This is a genomic window from Polaromonas sp. P1_E11 (genome assembly GCF_056405995.1).
This window is the reverse complement of the sequence record NZ_JBFUBA010000001.1, coordinates 576,508-590,972: the sequence shown is the minus strand read 5'-3', so window position 1 is coordinate 590,972 and position 14,465 is coordinate 576,508. Positions and strand designations below refer to the sequence as shown.

At 64.2% G+C, this 14,465-nt stretch carries 17 protein-coding genes; 5 read left to right on the top strand and 12 right to left on the bottom strand.

The window, feature by feature from the left end; all coding sequences use genetic code 11:
- Window positions 1-6: 6 nt before the first annotated feature.
- Entirely contained in the window at window positions 7-279 is a 273-nt protein-coding gene (locus AC1D11_RS02900; protein WP_477646884.1) for a DUF1127 domain-containing protein, read from the bottom strand.
- A gap of 61 nt (window positions 280-340) precedes the next feature.
- Between AC1D11_RS02900 and AC1D11_RS02895 the strand changes: the two genes are divergently transcribed.
- From AC1D11_RS02895 to AC1D11_RS02885, 3 genes are all read left to right on the top strand, one after another.
- Entirely contained in the window at window positions 341-1,234 is an 894-nt protein-coding gene (locus tag AC1D11_RS02895) for a LysR family transcriptional regulator (protein WP_477646883.1), read from the top strand.
- Window positions 1,235-1,427: 193 nt separating this feature from the next.
- Window positions 1,428-2,093, top strand: a complete 666-nt coding sequence (locus AC1D11_RS02890) for a glutathione S-transferase family protein (protein WP_477646882.1) — start codon at window positions 1,428-1,430, stop codon at window positions 2,091-2,093.
- A gap of 100 nt (window positions 2,094-2,193) precedes the next feature.
- A complete protein-coding gene (locus AC1D11_RS02885) occupies window positions 2,194-2,646 on the top strand; it encodes an NUDIX hydrolase (protein ID WP_477646881.1) in 453 nt (150 codons plus the stop codon).
- A gap of 92 nt (window positions 2,647-2,738) precedes the next feature.
- Here AC1D11_RS02885 and AC1D11_RS02880 read toward each other — a convergent pair whose 3' ends face one another.
- Genes AC1D11_RS02880 through AC1D11_RS02870 form a run of 3 tightly spaced genes read right to left on the bottom strand, consistent with a single transcriptional unit; the run spans window position 2,739 to window position 4,304 of the window.
- Entirely contained in the window at window positions 2,739-3,140 is a 402-nt protein-coding gene (locus AC1D11_RS02880; RefSeq protein ID WP_477646880.1) for a GNAT family N-acetyltransferase, read from the bottom strand.
- A 35-nt stretch (window positions 3,141-3,175) separates the two neighbouring features.
- Entirely contained in the window at window positions 3,176-3,859 is a 684-nt protein-coding gene (locus AC1D11_RS02875) for a glutathione S-transferase family protein (protein WP_477646879.1), read from the bottom strand.
- A gap of 22 nt (window positions 3,860-3,881) precedes the next feature.
- The gene (locus AC1D11_RS02870) at window positions 3,882-4,304 is read right to left on the bottom strand and encodes a DoxX family protein (protein ID WP_477646878.1); all 423 of its coding nucleotides are present in this window, start codon (window positions 4,302-4,304) and stop codon (window positions 3,882-3,884) included.
- Between the two features lie 80 nt (window positions 4,305-4,384).
- Between AC1D11_RS02870 and AC1D11_RS02865 the strand changes: the two genes are divergently transcribed.
- Window positions 4,385-5,293 carry a LysR family transcriptional regulator gene (locus AC1D11_RS02865; protein ID WP_477646877.1) on the top strand — a complete coding sequence of 303 codons (909 nt, stop codon included), beginning with the start codon at window positions 4,385-4,387 and terminating at the stop codon, window positions 5,291-5,293.
- 17 nt (window positions 5,294-5,310) lie between these two features.
- Here AC1D11_RS02865 and AC1D11_RS02860 read toward each other — a convergent pair whose 3' ends face one another.
- From AC1D11_RS02860 to AC1D11_RS02845, 4 genes are all read right to left on the bottom strand, one after another.
- On the bottom strand, window positions 5,311-5,526 hold the full coding sequence (locus AC1D11_RS02860; protein ID WP_477646876.1) for a hypothetical protein: 216 nt from the start codon (window positions 5,524-5,526) through the stop codon (window positions 5,311-5,313).
- A gap of 284 nt (window positions 5,527-5,810) precedes the next feature.
- Entirely contained in the window at window positions 5,811-6,383 is a 573-nt protein-coding gene (locus AC1D11_RS02855; protein WP_477646875.1) for a diguanylate cyclase, read from the bottom strand.
- Between the two features lie 53 nt (window positions 6,384-6,436).
- The gene (locus AC1D11_RS02850) at window positions 6,437-6,889 is read right to left on the bottom strand and encodes a hypothetical protein (protein ID WP_477646874.1); all 453 of its coding nucleotides are present in this window, start codon (window positions 6,887-6,889) and stop codon (window positions 6,437-6,439) included.
- Window positions 6,890-7,107: 218 nt separating this feature from the next.
- Window positions 7,108-9,696, bottom strand: coding sequence for an ABC transporter permease (locus AC1D11_RS02845; RefSeq protein ID WP_477646873.1), 2,589 nt, complete (start codon window positions 9,694-9,696; stop codon window positions 7,108-7,110).
- Between the two features lie 192 nt (window positions 9,697-9,888).
- Between AC1D11_RS02845 and AC1D11_RS02840 the strand changes: the two genes are divergently transcribed.
- The gene (locus AC1D11_RS02840; RefSeq protein ID WP_477646872.1) at window positions 9,889-10,860 is read left to right on the top strand and encodes a threo-3-hydroxy-L-aspartate ammonia-lyase; all 972 of its coding nucleotides are present in this window, start codon (window positions 9,889-9,891) and stop codon (window positions 10,858-10,860) included.
- A 24-nt stretch (window positions 10,861-10,884) separates the two neighbouring features.
- Here AC1D11_RS02840 and AC1D11_RS02835 read toward each other — a convergent pair whose 3' ends face one another.
- From AC1D11_RS02835 to nudK, 4 genes are all read right to left on the bottom strand, one after another.
- Window positions 10,885-11,532: an ABC transporter ATP-binding protein gene (locus AC1D11_RS02835; RefSeq protein ID WP_477646871.1), complete on the bottom strand. Its 648-nt coding sequence runs from the start codon at window positions 11,530-11,532 to the stop codon at window positions 10,885-10,887.
- Window positions 11,529-12,503 carry a tRNA (adenosine(37)-N6)-dimethylallyltransferase MiaA gene (gene miaA / locus AC1D11_RS02830; protein WP_477646870.1) on the bottom strand — a complete coding sequence of 325 codons (975 nt, stop codon included), beginning with the start codon at window positions 12,501-12,503 and terminating at the stop codon, window positions 11,529-11,531. The genes AC1D11_RS02835 and miaA overlap by 4 nt, the downstream gene beginning before the upstream one ends.
- Complete coding sequence (locus tag AC1D11_RS02825; protein ID WP_477646869.1) at window positions 12,481-13,722, bottom strand: multidrug effflux MFS transporter; 1,242 nt, start codon at window positions 13,720-13,722, stop codon at window positions 12,481-12,483. The genes miaA and AC1D11_RS02825 overlap by 23 nt, the downstream gene beginning before the upstream one ends.
- A 61-nt stretch (window positions 13,723-13,783) precedes the next feature.
- Window positions 13,784-14,431 carry a GDP-mannose pyrophosphatase NudK gene (gene nudK, locus AC1D11_RS02820; RefSeq protein WP_477646868.1) on the bottom strand — a complete coding sequence of 216 codons (648 nt, stop codon included), beginning with the start codon at window positions 14,429-14,431 and terminating at the stop codon, window positions 13,784-13,786.
- Window positions 14,432-14,465 lie beyond the last annotated feature (34 nt).

Genomic DNA, 14,465 nt, shown 5'->3' with positions numbered 1-14,465 from the left:
GGGGCTTCAGCGCCATTCCCAGTGGCGGGGCCCCAAGTCATTCATCAGGCCGGGGATTTCACCGCGGCCTATGCCGAGGTCATTGAGCTGGTGGTCGCTCATCAGGCGCAGCTCATTCAGGTTCCGTCGCCTCTGCCCGTTTTCGCGCAGGGCGGCCAGAAGCTTTTGGCCTAGCTCTCTGGCTGGAAAGCTGGGCAGGGCTCCCGGGAAAATTCTCATCGTCTTCGTCAGCATTTCGCGCACTCCTGGTAGGAAGTGACCTATGGTGCTGAAAATCATGCTATTGTGGAAGTTGAATTTCCTGATAAAAACTATCAGAATTACTGATATAGACACTTCCATGCGCGAACTGAACCTGGACCAATTAAGAACGCTGGTCGCCATCACCGATCTGGGCACCTTCTCTGCCGCGGCGCAGGGTCTGCACCTGGCGCAGCCCACCGTCAGCCTGCACGTGAGCGAGCTTGAAAGCCGCCTGGGCACGCCACTGGTGGTGCGCGGCGGCCGGCGCGTTGAGCCCACACCGGCGGGCGCCGTGCTGGTTGAACGGGCCCGCCGTCTGTTGCGCGATGCCGACGATGCGGTCGACGCGGTGAAACGCCACGTCGAGGGCCGCACCGGCCGCGTGCGCCTGGGCACAACCACGGGCGTGCTGGTGTACTTTTTGCCGCAGGTGCTCAAGGCCATGGAACAAGCGCACCCCGACATCGATGTCGAGGTCAGTATTCTTGGCTCCGCCGACACGCTGCAGCGATTGCTGGACGGCACGCTCGATGTCGGCCTGGTCGCCACACCGCCGCCCGCGCAGCGCGGCATGGTGATCACGCATTGGCGCAGCGACCCGATGATGGCTTTTGTACCCAAGCGCTGGAAGGCGCCCAAGTACGCCACGCCGGCATGGCTGGCCACCCGCCCCCTGATATTCAACGAAACCCCGACCCACATGTACCGCATGACCATGGCCTGGTTTGCCGACGCGGGTTTCACGCCGCGCGCACGCATCGAACTGAATTATTCCGAGGCCATCAAGAGCCTGGTGGCCGCCGGTTACGGCGCCGCGGTGCTGCCGAGGGAGCAGTCGCTGGAGGAATCCAACGTGCGACATGACGTGCAACTGGTGCCGCTCAAGCCCGCGCTGACGCGCCACACGGCCATGGTTCACCGCCCGCTGGATGTGCTCGACGGCGCCACCCGCAACCTGCTCAAGACACTGGCGAGTTTTCGTCAGGCCTGAGCAGGGCGCGACTGCGGCGATGGGTACGCTGCTGACGGCGCCCAGGTTCTTTTTTTCAGAATTCACAAAAAAAGTGGCGCCGGGATGTCGATTGGGCTCTATCCCGAACGTCGTGAGGTAGGTGACCGGTCAATCGCATGTCCGGCATCAACAAAACACTCAACCAGGCATCTCAGCAAAAGGAGAAACCACCATGACCCTTCCGACGACCCCGATCATCACAGCCTTTGAACGCTCACCCGACCGCGGCCGTGGACTGGCGCGTGACATGCGCGTTCGCTGGGCGCTTGAAGAAGTGGGCCAGCCTTACGAGGTCCGCCTTGTTTCGTTTGCGGCGATGAAGGAGCCCGCGCACCGGGCGCTTCATCCTTTCGGGCAGATTCCAACCTATGAAGAAGGCGATCTTGCGCTGTTCGAGTCCGGCGCCATCGTGTTCCATATTGCAGAGCGCCATCAAGGCCTGTTGCCGGACGATGGGAATGCCCGCGCACGCGCCGTCGCATGGATGTTTGCCGCGCTCAACACGGTAGAGCCGCCCATCATTGACCGATCAATGGCGGTGCTCTTCGAGCGTGACAAGCCCTGGTATACGGAGCGCCTGTCCGCGCTCGAGGACAGCGTCCATGCACGGCTGGGCGACCTTTCCAGCCGGCTTGGCAATGCCGACTGGCTTGACGGTGCGTTCAGCGCCGGAGACCTGCTGATGGTGACGGTGCTGCGCAGGGCGAGCGTATCGGGTCTGCTGGAGAAATACCCGAATCTTTTGGCCTATGTCGCTCGTGGTGAAGCGCGGCCTGCCTACCAGCGTGCTTTTGATTCGCAATTGGCGGTTTTCACTGGCAATCCAGCGGCCCGTTGAAGAGGGGCGTTCTGGCCCATTGAGACCTGGGCTAGGATGATGACATTCGGCCACCACCGGTCAATCAACAGGCATTTCACTACTTTCAACGGAACACATCTTGCGACGGCGCCTCTCATCTCGATTGCTCGTTCTCAATCGTGCGAAAAGCCTTCTCCTCTTTCGTTTTGTCCATAAAGCCGGAGCGTTAAAGGGACAAGACTACTGGGCGACACCTGGTGGTGGGCTGGAGCCCGGTGAAACCTTTGCCGAGGCAGCAGTACGCGAGCTGAAAGAAGAAACGGGCATCTTTGTCGCTGATGTAGGTGACGCAATTTCTCAGCGAGAGTTCATCTTGCGGCTGGCGGATGGCGAAGAGGTCATGGCCGATGAGCGGTTCTTTGTTGTCACCGTGGAAGACCATCAGACAGTCCTGCGGGACCACTGGACTGCTCAGGAGGTCGAGGTGATAAAGGAGCATAAATGGTGGAATGCTCCCGAACTCAAATCGACCAGTGACATTGTGTGGCCAGATGACCTCCCGGAAATGCTCACATCCGCCGGCTGGTGGTAGCGCCGCTGACTTCGATTGTCTGCGGCGGATTCATCGCTTGAACCAAGGTCTGCGCAGAAGGATGTGCAAAGACCGCTTCGTGCTCCAGGCGGTCATCTGCCGGCTGCCCGACGCACGCGCTCCATCGCTTCCGCAGATGTTGTGAAGCCCATCCTGGAAAAAAACTCATGCGCTCCTTCGCGCCCTGCACGAAGCACCCACGTTACATGTGATTCGTCACCAATGATTCGCTCAACCAACTGGGTCCCGATGCCTTGACCCCGGCAAGACTCTTCCACCACAACCATTGAAAGATACCCATTCGATAAGCCGTCCGTGATGGCTCGGGCGAATCCGACTACCTGGCTCCCGTCCACGGCGACTATGACCCGCTGGGACGCAGCGACCAGTTCCTGTAAATAATCCATTGAAGGAATTCGATGCTGCCAGCCATTGGCGGTTAAAAGTCGATACACGCCAGCGGTGTCGGCCTGCTGAAAGGGTCTGGTTTTCATGAATGTCCGCTTCTGGCCAAAAGCAGCCGTTCGCTTTATAGCATCAGGCTACTTTCACGCTCCGCGATGCGGCGAGAGAGTTCGGAGCCGCGGGCCAGGAAGAAGCGATGCAGCTCGCGGGCATAGCCGCTGTCCACCGCTTGCTGGACTGAGGGACGCGCAGCGAGAGCAGCGCGCCAGGCCTGCACCTTTGGCAACTGTTCAAAGAACCCAGTCTCACCCACGCCGTCCAGCACATCGAAGTAGCGAAACACCGGCCCGAACACGGCATCGACCATGCAGAAAGATGCACCGGCGAAATAAGGCCCCTGATCCGGCAGCACGGCCTCGAGCTGGGCAAACCGGCGCCGGATGTCTTCACGGTGCCGCGCCAGCGATGCCGCATCGCCAGCGTTATAGAACGCGCCAATGGCATTGAGCAGGGCAGAGCCAAACTCCATCCAGGCGCGGTGCTGTGCCCGCTTGAGGGCGTCCGCCGGGTGCAGGCGCGGCAGCAGGGTGTCGTCCAGGTATTCGCAGATCACGGCGGATTCAAAAATCGCATCGTCATCTACCCGCAGCACAGGCGTCTTGCCCAGCGGCGAGATGGCCTTGAACCAGTCGGGCTTGTTGGCGAGGTCGACGTTGATGCGCTCAAAGGCGACGCCTTTTTCGGTCAGCACGATGGCTGCGCGCTGCACGTAGGGGCACAGGGTGTGGCTGATGAGGGTGAGCTTCATGGTTGTTCTTTTTCTGCAAAGGTCAGCGCGGCACCAGCAGGCGGCTGCGGCGTGCAGCCCAGGCGCCGTCACCCAGCAGCCATTGGGCGAGCGAGGCTACCAATAGGAACAGGGGGTATTCCCAGCCGCCTTTGGGACTGGTAAACACCCAGCCGTTGGGCCAGTGCACCCAGACGACCACCAGCAGCACCGGCGCGAGCAGCAGTGATGCCTGGCGCCCATAAAAGCCCAGCAGCAGCGCCGCACCGCCGGCCAGTTCGACCGCCACGACGACGTAAGCCATGAAGCCAGGCAGGCCGACCGATTCAAAAAACTGCGCCGTACCGGGCAGAGTGAAGACGAAGATTTTGAGCAGCGCGTGGGTGACCCACATGGTGCCAAGGGCCAGGCGCAGCAGGGTGGCGCCGTGGCTGGCGCTGGAGTTTTCAGGGGTTTCGATGGTCATGATGTAAAGCCCGGCAAAGGGCGTAGCGTTGAAGGAGCCGCCACTTTACGATTGCAAAAATACAATGTAAATTGGCAGTCATGAAAACATCTATTGCAAAAACGCAATACGCGCTGACGGCCTCTGATCTGGAAATTTTGCTGGCCATGGTGCGCGGCATGACGCTGGCCGAGGCCGCGCGGCGGCTGGGCGCGGATGCGTCCACAGTGTTCCGCTCGGTGCAGCGCATCGAAAAAAACCTGAGCCAGCGGCTGTTCGAAAGGTCGCGCCTGGGCTACCTGCCGACAGAGCCCATGCTGGGCCTGGTGCCGCATGCGGAGCGCGTGGAGGCCGAGCTTGAAGCGGTGCGCGCCAGCATGCAGCGGCCGCATGAAGGCGTTTCAGGCCTGGTGCGGCTGACCACGACTGACGCGGTGTTGCGCGGGCTGGTGCTGCCTTCCCTCAAGCCGCTGCTGGCACAGCATCCGCTGCTGCAGCTGGACATGCGCACCGGCAATGAACTGGTCAGCCTGAGCCGGCGCGATGCGGACCTGGCGCTGCGTGCAACGCGCAAGCCGCCCGACCACCTGGTGGGCCGCAAGCTTGGCACCGTGCGCTTTGTGCTGTGCGGATCCAAAGCGCAGGCGAAGGCGGTGTCATCCAAAAAAATTCCCTTGCTTGATGCGCTGGCGAAACTGGACTGGATAGCGCCCGACGAATCGCTTCCGGAGCACCCCTCGGTGCTGTGGCGGCGCAAGCAGTTGCCCAAGGTCACGCCGCGGCATTATGCGGACGGCATTGTGGCGGTAATGGATGCGATCAAGGCGGGGTTGGGGGTGGGCATTGTGCCGCGCTTCATGCTGGCGGGAGAGCCCGGGCTGGTGCCGCTGACGGACACCCTGGCCGACTGCGAGTCAGACCTGTGGTTGCTGGCGCACGCGGAGTCGCGCCACCTGCGGAGAATTTCCGTGGTGTATGACCACTTTGCAAACAGCATCAGGCTGACCTGATGCGGCGGACCCCGGCGTCAAAACGCTGAAGTCCGGAAGACGACTTCCCCGCTGGGAATGTGCACGACGCGCACTTCCTGTCGCGTGGGGTCGGCCACACTTTTCACGGCGACAGCCACGGCCAGCGAGTAGTCGGCGAAAAGGTGATTCGAGCTCGACGGCAGCAGGCTGCCCTCTGCCGGATCGACGTTTTCAATGCGGTAGTCGTGCGGCGGTGCTTTAGCAGGTCTCATGATGCAAGCCCTCTCTGGTGAATGCCTCCATGGTAGGAGTTCATCCGGGCGCCGTGATGACAATCGCGCGTCAAAAACGTGTCTTTGGGTAAGCAAACGAAAACGCCTTGGGCCGCGGCGGTTGGCATTGAAGAAAACTAAAAACGGGCAATTGCCAGAGGCAAGGTCAGGTGCTGAAGGGTTTCAAGCGCATTCCTGAAAATCCCGGCATCTATCGCCCGGTCTGCAGCCGGCCTCGTATCAAGATGTACGGCGCCATAAGCAGCGGAAAACGAAGCACATGCTCAGCGGCGGAGTTCTGGTTTTTGTGTGGATCGCCTTGACGCGCGAACACTGCGGTAAAGCTCTTCGGCGAAGGGGGCAAAGCCCAGGAAAAAGCTCGCCAGCAGCAGCGCTGCCGTCTGGCGTACTGACAGGGGATCGTCCTTGAGCGCCCAGGTCCAGTCGGGTGTGGCGCTGCCCGAACCGAACATTGCCGCAAACTGGGGCCAGTGGCCGGCCATCAGCAGCGCATAGGCCGCCAGCGGAAATCCTTCCAGGTAGGCATGCACGCTCTGCTCGGCCGCGCTGACGTGGCGCCGCCCGGTGGCGTAGTGCAGGTCCCAATGGCTTGTCAGCGCATGGCCCAGCAGCAAGGCCAGCAACAGCAGCAGCACAGCTGAATTGATCTGCAGGAAAAGCGCCGCAAACACACCCACGCCCACTTGGCCAATCATCAGCATGTGCAGCAGCGATTCTTTTATGCCGCTGGTGTGGGCGATGTCGCTGCGCCGGTGGCAGGCCCAGTCGGCCAGCCCTGCGGCCAGCCAGCCCGGCATCACGATGTACAGCAGGATGAAGCGGATGGGCTCCGGCATGGGCGCGGAATACGGCTGAAATGGTGGTGGCCGTGGCGACTGCGCGGAGATTGTCAGTGCAGGTCCTGCCTGGGGTCGCGCTCGGAGAGCTCCAGGTTTTTCATCTCGACGGCCACCGACTTCAACATGTCGAGCGCGGTCTCCGGCGTTTGCACAATGCCCAGCCAGCCGAACAGGTGATGGCGCAGGAACAGCAGGATCTTGCCGGTCAGCGGGTCGCAGGCAACCCAGTGCCGCGGGCTGTAGCTGGGCTCCAGCGCACTCAATGGCGGGCAGTCCAGCGGGTAGGGCGGGTCCATGTCGGCGCGCAAGCCGGCAAGGCTGGCGACGAGTTCTTCGAGTTCTTCGGCCTGCAGCCTCAGGGGCTGGTTGAGTGCCAGGGTCACGCTGCCGTCGTCATTGCGGGTGAGCTGCAAGCCGTGGGACGGCGGGGAGGAGGCATGCCGTGCGAACTTGCCTGTCGGGTTCGCGTTGGCGCCGGTCAGGGGGCTGGTGTTGGTGGTCATCGCGTTCTCCGCAGGCATGTGAAAGAGAAAAAGGGCGTGGGAGACAAGGGCTGGCAAAACACCTGCGCACTTGACGGCCACCGCATGAGCCACAGTGTGATGCCGGGAGCGGCCGGATGGCGTCGGAAACCGGCCTCCACGCCTGTAGGACGGTGCACGGGGGCTGCTCCTTGCCCGTGGCGCATCCTTTCGCGGCAAATGCCGCAAAGGGACAAGGCCTACCAGTCTTCTTTCACCGCCAGCACGGCGTCCCGGCCTGCGGCCGCGCGGCCCGCCAGCCAGGCCGTCACGGTGCCGGCCACCACCACCGCGGCGCACAGCAGGGCCAGGCGCAGCCAGGGCACCATCAGGTCCATGGTCCAGTGAAAGCTTTGCGGGTTCACCACGTACACCAGCACGGTCGACACCGCGAGTCCCAGGGCCAGCCCCGCAAGCGCGCCTATCACCGTCCAGGCCGCGCCTTCGCCGGCCACCACGGCCAGGATTTGCCGGCGTGTCAGCCCGAGGTGCGCCAGCAGGCCAAACTCCTTGCGGCGTGCCAGCACCTGGGCGCTGAAGCTGGCGGCCACGCCGAAGAGGCCGATGGCGATCGCTACGCCCTGCAGCCAGTAGGTGACGGCAAAACTGCGGTCAAAAATCCGGAGCGACGTGGCGCGCAGCTGACTGACGGAGGCCAGCTCCAGCAGCGCGCCGGCGCCGGACTGCTGCTCGGCCAGGCCGCGCACGGCCTGCTGCACCTGGCTGTCACTGGCGCCCTCGGTCAGCCACAGTGCGAGGTCGTTGGTGCGCTGGTCGCCGGTCAGGCGTTCGAAGTCCGTGTGGGCGATGGCGATGGCGCCGAACTGGCGTGCGTAGTCCCGCCAGACGCCCGCCACATAAAACACGGGCGTCTCGGCCCCAATCTTGCTTGCTATCAAATCAGGAGCTGCTCGCGCTGATTCTGATTGGGCCAGCGCCATAAAAGCTTGTGAAAGTGGGCGAAAAACGGTGCCTGGGCGTGCCCCATACAGGTCCACCATCGGCTCGCTCACATAAATGCCAATGTGCCCGGGCGGCACCGGCAATGCCTGGCCCACCAGCGGCAGCGCGGTGGCCGGGTTGTCCAGGGCGCGGGCGATCAGGGTGACGCTGGGCCTGGCCGTATCCAGCAGCAGCTGCGTGGTGCGCAGGCTGCCCACCCGCGCCACGCCGGGCAGGCGGCCCAGCGCGGCCACAAACTCCGGCGAGAAGTACGCCGTATCGCTGGCGGAGGTTCCCAGCGCCGTGCGCACATACAGGTCTGCCGGCAGCACGACGTCCAGCCAGTGCGTGACCGACTCGCGAAAGCTGGTCACCATCACCGTGAGCGCTACGGCCAGGCTGAGTGATGCCACCACGCCGCTCACGGCCACCGCGGCGCTTTCGCGCACGCGGCGCGCACGCTCCACGGCCAGCAGCGGTAGCAGCCGGTGGGCCACCCGGGGGCTGAGCCGGTTGTAGATCAGCGAAATCAGCCAGGGCAGGGCGGTGATGCCGCCGACCAGCAGCAAGCCCACTGACACGTACGCTGCCAGTGGAATGCCAAACAGCGGCGGAACCAGCGCCAGCAGGGCGCCAGCAGCTATCAAAATAATACTGAACCAGTGGCCGCTGCCGGTGCCCGCCGCAGCGCCGAGGCCCTTGAGGGTTTGCGCGGGCGGCAGTTTCTGCGCTGCACGTGCCGGCCACCAGCCGCCCACCCCGGCGGCGGCAATTCCCAGCGCACCGTAAGTCAGTGCAGCCCAGCTGTTCCACTGCAAGGTGGGTGCGACGCCGGAAAAGTAGCCGCCTCCCAGGTCGCCGCCCAGCAGCCGCAGCGCGAGCGCTGCCAGGCCAGTGCCCAGCGCGATGCCCAGCACGCTGCCGGCCACGCCCAGCAGCAGCGACTCGGCCAGCACCAGCTGCAGGCGTTCACGGCCGGTGAGGCCCAGCACGCCCAGCAGCGCGAATTGCTGCGCGCGTTTGGCCACACTCAGCGAGAGCACCGAAAACACCAGGAAGGCGCCCGTGAACAAGGCCACCAAGGCCAGCACCGTCAGGTTGACGCGGTAGGCGCGCGACAGGTTGCTGACGCGTTCGGCCGCGTCCCCCGGCGCTGTTGCGGTGATATTGGACGGCAGCTGCAACGACTCGATCACCCGGCGCGCATCGGCGCCGGCGCTGAGCCTGAGGTCGATGCGGGAAAGTTGTCCGGCCTTGCCGAAGAGCTCCTGCGCGGCGGCAATGTCCATCACGGCCAGGGGCCCGCCACCGGCGCCGACACTGCCGGCCACAGCCACCCGGCGCAGTTCCAGGCCGCTTTGCAGGCGCAGCTCGGGCGCGCCCAAGGCCTGCCGCGCGGCGGCGTTCAAAAACACCTTGCCGGGCGCAAACAGGGCGAAGCGTCCCGCGTCGGAAGACGGCACCGGCATCAGGGACGGCGCGATGGCGGCCACTGCCAGCGCGTCGACGCCGATGATGCGCAGCGGCAGGCGGCCGGTGGGGGAGGTGTTGTCCAGCGCATACGTGCTGATTTCAAGCACCGGGCTGGCCAGCGCGACTTGCGGATGGTTGGCCACGCGTGCGTACACCGCCTCGTCAAAGCTGCCCTGCACGGCACGCAGCTCCAGGTCGGGTTGGCCGTTGACCGCGCGCACCGCTTGTGAAAACTCACTGAGTGCCGACGCATTGATGAGCTGCACGGAAAACGCCAGGGCCACACCCAGCATCACAGCCACCACGGCGGCGGCGTTGCGCCAGGGGTGGTGTTGCAGTTCCCGCCAGGAGAAGCTAAAGAGCAGGGCGCGCATGCGCTCATTGTGCCTTTCAGCGCCGCAGCGAAACCTGGTCGCAGCAATTGAACGAATCAGCCATCTGTATCGGTACAGAATCGGGCTTTCTGGCTCTGCCCAGAAAGCGCCTCGTCATTTAAGCTTGCGGTCTTCTGGATGCCTCCCCGGATCTTTCTGATTTTTCCCACCCGGAATGAAAGCTGATTCACCATGCAACTTCCTACCTACGACGACGTCACCGCCGCTGCCGCGCGGCTTGAAGGCCATGCGCACCGCACGCCCGTGTTGCGGTCCAGTACGGCCGATGCCCGCTGGGGCGCGAATTTCTTTTTCAAATGCGAAAACTTCCAGCGCATGGGCGCTTTCAAGTTTCGCGGCGCCTTCAATGCGCTGTCGAAGTTCGACGCGGCGCAGCGCCGGGCTGGCGCCATCGCGTTTTCGTCGGGCAACCATGCGCAGGCGATGGCGCTGTCGGCGCGGCTGCTCGGCATGCCCGTGGTCATCGTGATGCCCAAAGATGCACCTGCTGCCAAGCTGGCCGCCACGCGGGGCTATGGCGCGGAAGTGGTGCTGTACGACCGTTTCACCGAAGACCGCGAGGCGCTGACGAAACGGCTCGCCACCGAACGCGGCATGACGTTGATCCCGCCTTATGACCACCCCGACGTGATTGCCGGCCAGGGTACGGCCGCGAAAGAGCTGATCGAAGAAACCGGCCCGCTGGACCGTCTCTACATATGCCTTGGTGGCGGCGGGCTTACCAGCGGCTCGGCGCTTGCGGCGCGCGCCCTGTCGCCTCAGTGCAAGGTCTACGGCGTAGAGCCTGAAGCGGGTAACGACGGCCAGCAGTCGCTGCGTGCAGGGCGCATCGTGCATATTGAAACGCCAAAAACCATTGCCGACGGTGCACAGACCCAGCACCTGGGCGAGTACACCTTTGCCATCATCCGGCGCGATGTGGACGACATCCTCACGGTCAGCGATGTGCAGCTGGTTGAGTCCATGCGCTTTTTTGCCGAGCGCATGAAGATGGTGGTGGAACCGACAGGCTGCCTGGCGTTTGCCGGGGCGTGCGCCGCGCTGCAGGCCAACCCTGCCGCACCTGGTGAAAAGGTGGGCGTGATCATCAGCGGCGGAAATGTTGATTTGAAGCGCTACGCAGAGTTGCTGACCCAGGCCTGAAGTCCTGACTACGAGGCGCGCAGCTTACGGAAGAATGCCGTCGGCGCTCAGATGCAGCCGGCGGTCGGCGCGTGCGGCGGCGGCTTCCGAATGGGTGACCAGCACCAGCGAGGCGCCGTGTTCACGGGTCTGGGCAATCAGCGCATCCATCACTTTGGCGGCCGTTGTTGGGTCCAGGTTGCCGGTAGGTTCGTCGGCCAGCAGCAGGCTGGGCCGGTGCACCAGGGCGCGGGCAATCGCCACGCGCTGCAGCTGGCCGCCGCTGAGCTGCTGGGGCAGCCGCCCGCCCATGCCCGACAGGCCGACCGCATCCAGCAGCGACTGCACGCGCGCATCGTCCGGCTCGCCGAGCAGCAGCAACGGCAGGGCCACGTTCTGCGCGACATCCAGGTGCGGCAACACATGGAAGGCCTGAAATACAAAACCCACATGGCGCCGCCGCAGCAGCGCACGCTGGTCATCGGTCATGGCGCCCAGGTCCTGGCCGTTCAGCAGCACTGTGCCTTCGTCCCAGGTATCGAGCCCGGCCATGCAGTTGAGCAGCGTTGATTTACCGACGCCGGATTCGCCGATGATGGCGACGAATTCGCCGGGCTCAACATCCAGCGTGACATGGCTGAACACGGCGGTTGTGCCGTAGCGCTTGGCGAGGTTCCTGAGTTGAAGGCTCACGTTATCTGCCCCACGGAAGCGTCAACCAGCGCAAGCACCTGCTGCAACGCATCGGCCGCATCGCAGGCCACGACCTGGCGCTGCGGCATGGAGCGCAGCCAGGTGATCTGGCGCTTGGCCAGCTGGCGCGTGGCGAAAATGCCTTTGTCGCGCAGCTCGGCCAGCGGGTAGTTGCCATCCAGTGCCTCCCACGCCTGGCGGTAGCCGACGCAGCGCATCGAAGGCAAGTCGGGGTTGAGGTCGCCGCGTGCGCGCAAGGCTTTCACCTCATCCATAAAACCGCCGGCCAGCATGGCGTCGAAGCGTTGGGCAATGCGCTCGTGCAGCCAGCTTCGGTCTTGAGGTTCAAGGGAAATAAGGGCTGTAGCCATTGATGGCTGTGCGCCAGCAGCTATGTTTTTTGTAGCATTTTTCTGGTGGAAGAACGACAGCGGCTGGCCCGATACGCGGAAAACCTCCAGCGCACGCGAGATGCGCTGCGAATCGTTCGGCGCGAGCCGGGCGGCCGTGACCGGGTCCACCCGGGCCAGTTCGGCATGCAGCGCCGGCCAGCCGTTGGCGGCTGCTTCGTCGGCTATCACGGCGCGAACGGTGGGGTCGGCCCTGGGCATGTCGTCCAGCCCGTCGAACAGCGCCTTGAAGTACAGCATGGTGCCGCCCACCAGCAGCGGCAGTTTGCCGCGTGCTCGGATGTCTTCCATCAGCCGTTTGGCATCGGCCACAAACTCGGCCGCGCTGTAGGCGTGGAGCGGGTCGCGGATGTCGATCAGGTGGTGCGGCACAGCGGCCAGCTCGGCCGGTGTGGGCTTGGCGGTGCCGATGTCCATGCCGCGATAGATCAGGGCGGAATCGACGCTGATGATTTCCACTGCGTGGCGCTGCGCAATGGCCATGGCGGCGGCGGTTTTGCCGGAGGCCGTCGGCCCGGCCAGCGCGATGCCGCGCATGTCAGGCCCTGGCTGCGGCCTCATGGGCAGGCTCTCCGTATTTCTGAATCACGGTCCAGGCCGTGGCGGCGATCAGTGCGCTCCAGAACCAGACGCCGTTGGTCAGCGGCCGCACCGTGCCGTCCATGTGCGTTCCCAGCCAGCCGCCCATGCCGAAGGCCACGACCATCATCAAAAAGCCGTTCAGTGCCGAGGCAGCGCCCGCCGCCTGGGGGAAGGGGCCTACGGCGCCGCTCTGCCCGCAGGGCTGGTGCACGCCATGCCCCAGCATGAACAGGTAGTAGGGCAGCATGATGGCCCAGACGTTCTGGATGCCGGCCCAGGCCAGCACGCCCATCAAAGTTCCGCCGGCCAGTGTGAGGCACGCAGCCACAGCCACCGAGCGCCGCACGCCAAAGCGCGGCAGCAACCGGCGGCAGATGAAGGTGCCGGTGAGGTAGCAAAAACACATCGAAAACATGATGAGGCCGTAATGTGTTTTGGTCAGGCCCAGCACCTTGATAAACACGAACGACGAGGTGGCCAGAAAAGTGAAGAGACCGCCGTAGGATGCCGCGGTCAACACCGAAAACGCCAGGAACGTGGGGTTGCGAAGAATATGGGCCCAGGTGCGCAGCAGAATGGCCGGCTGCAGCGCACGCGGGTTTTTCTGGGCCAGGGTTTCTTCAAACCGCAGTGAGATGAGGGCCAGCGTGGCCGCGCCGAACACGGCCAGCGCCATCAGGGCCATGCGCCAGCCGAAAAGCTCCGACAGCAGGCCGCCCAGCGGTGCACTGATGCAGGCCAGCACGCCCAGGCCGCTCAAGCCCTTGGACATGGCGCGGGCGCCTTCAAGCGGCTGGTACAGGTCGCGCACAATGGCGCGCGCGCACATCACTGCCGCGCCCATGGCGGCGCCCTGCACGATGCGCCAGGTGATCAGCAGCGTCATCGACGGGGCGAGCGTGCTGCCGACGGAGGCGAGGGTGTAGGCGAACAGGCCCCAGAGCAGGATGGGGCGGCGGCCTACGCGGTCAGACAGCGGGCCCCAGATCAGCTGGGAGGTGCCGAAGGCCAGCAACAAGGCGCTGAGCGTGAGCTGCGCCTGCGACATCGGCGCGCCGAAACCTTCGGTCAACGCGGGCAGGGCGGGCAGGTAGAGATCGGTCGTGACCGGCTGGATGCCCAGCAGCATCGACAGCACCAGCACGACCATGCCGGGCGACATGGCAGGCGCCGCGGTCTTCGAAACAGGAACATCCATTGAGCTGAGCGTATCAGACAAACGCCGGCGTGGCCCCCGGAGCGGCCGTCTCCGGAATGGCTCAGGGCCCGGAAGAAGAGAACGGAGGGCGCAAGGGGAGCAGGCGGTCCAGGCCGGTGATTTTTGCATGCTGCAGCAGCATGATGGTCTTGGCGTCTTCAATGGCGCCGCTGCGCACCATGGCCAGCGCGTCTTCCAGCAACAGCTCGATCACCTCTATGTCTTCGCCTTCATTGACGATGCCGCCGCCTTCCCCGGTGCGGTCCGAGCTTTCGTAGGAGGCCACGAAGAAGTGCAGCTTTTCAGTGACCGAGCCCGGGCTCATGTAAGCCTCGAACACCTTGTGCGGCGCCTGGATGCGGAACCCGGTTTCTTCGGCTGCTTCGCGGCGGATGCAGGTCTCGGGGTCGTCGCCGTCGAGCAGTCCGGCGCAGGCCTCGATGAGCATACCGTCGGCACAACCGTTGACCCAGGCCGGCAGCCGGAACTGCCTTGTCAGCACCACGGTCTGCCGCCGGACGTTGACAAGAAGGATCGCTGCGCCGTTGCCGCGGTCGTAGACCTCGCGTGCCTGCTGCTGCCACGTGCCGCCGCGGCGGCGCAGTTCGATGGTGAGCTTGCGCAACACATACCAGTTGTCGGACAGGCGTTCATCGCCGAGCACCCGCACGTGGGGTGCGGGCGGTGGAATCAGGAAGGAAGGGCGCATTCAGGTTGTTTGATTTCGTGTAATATCGTGCATT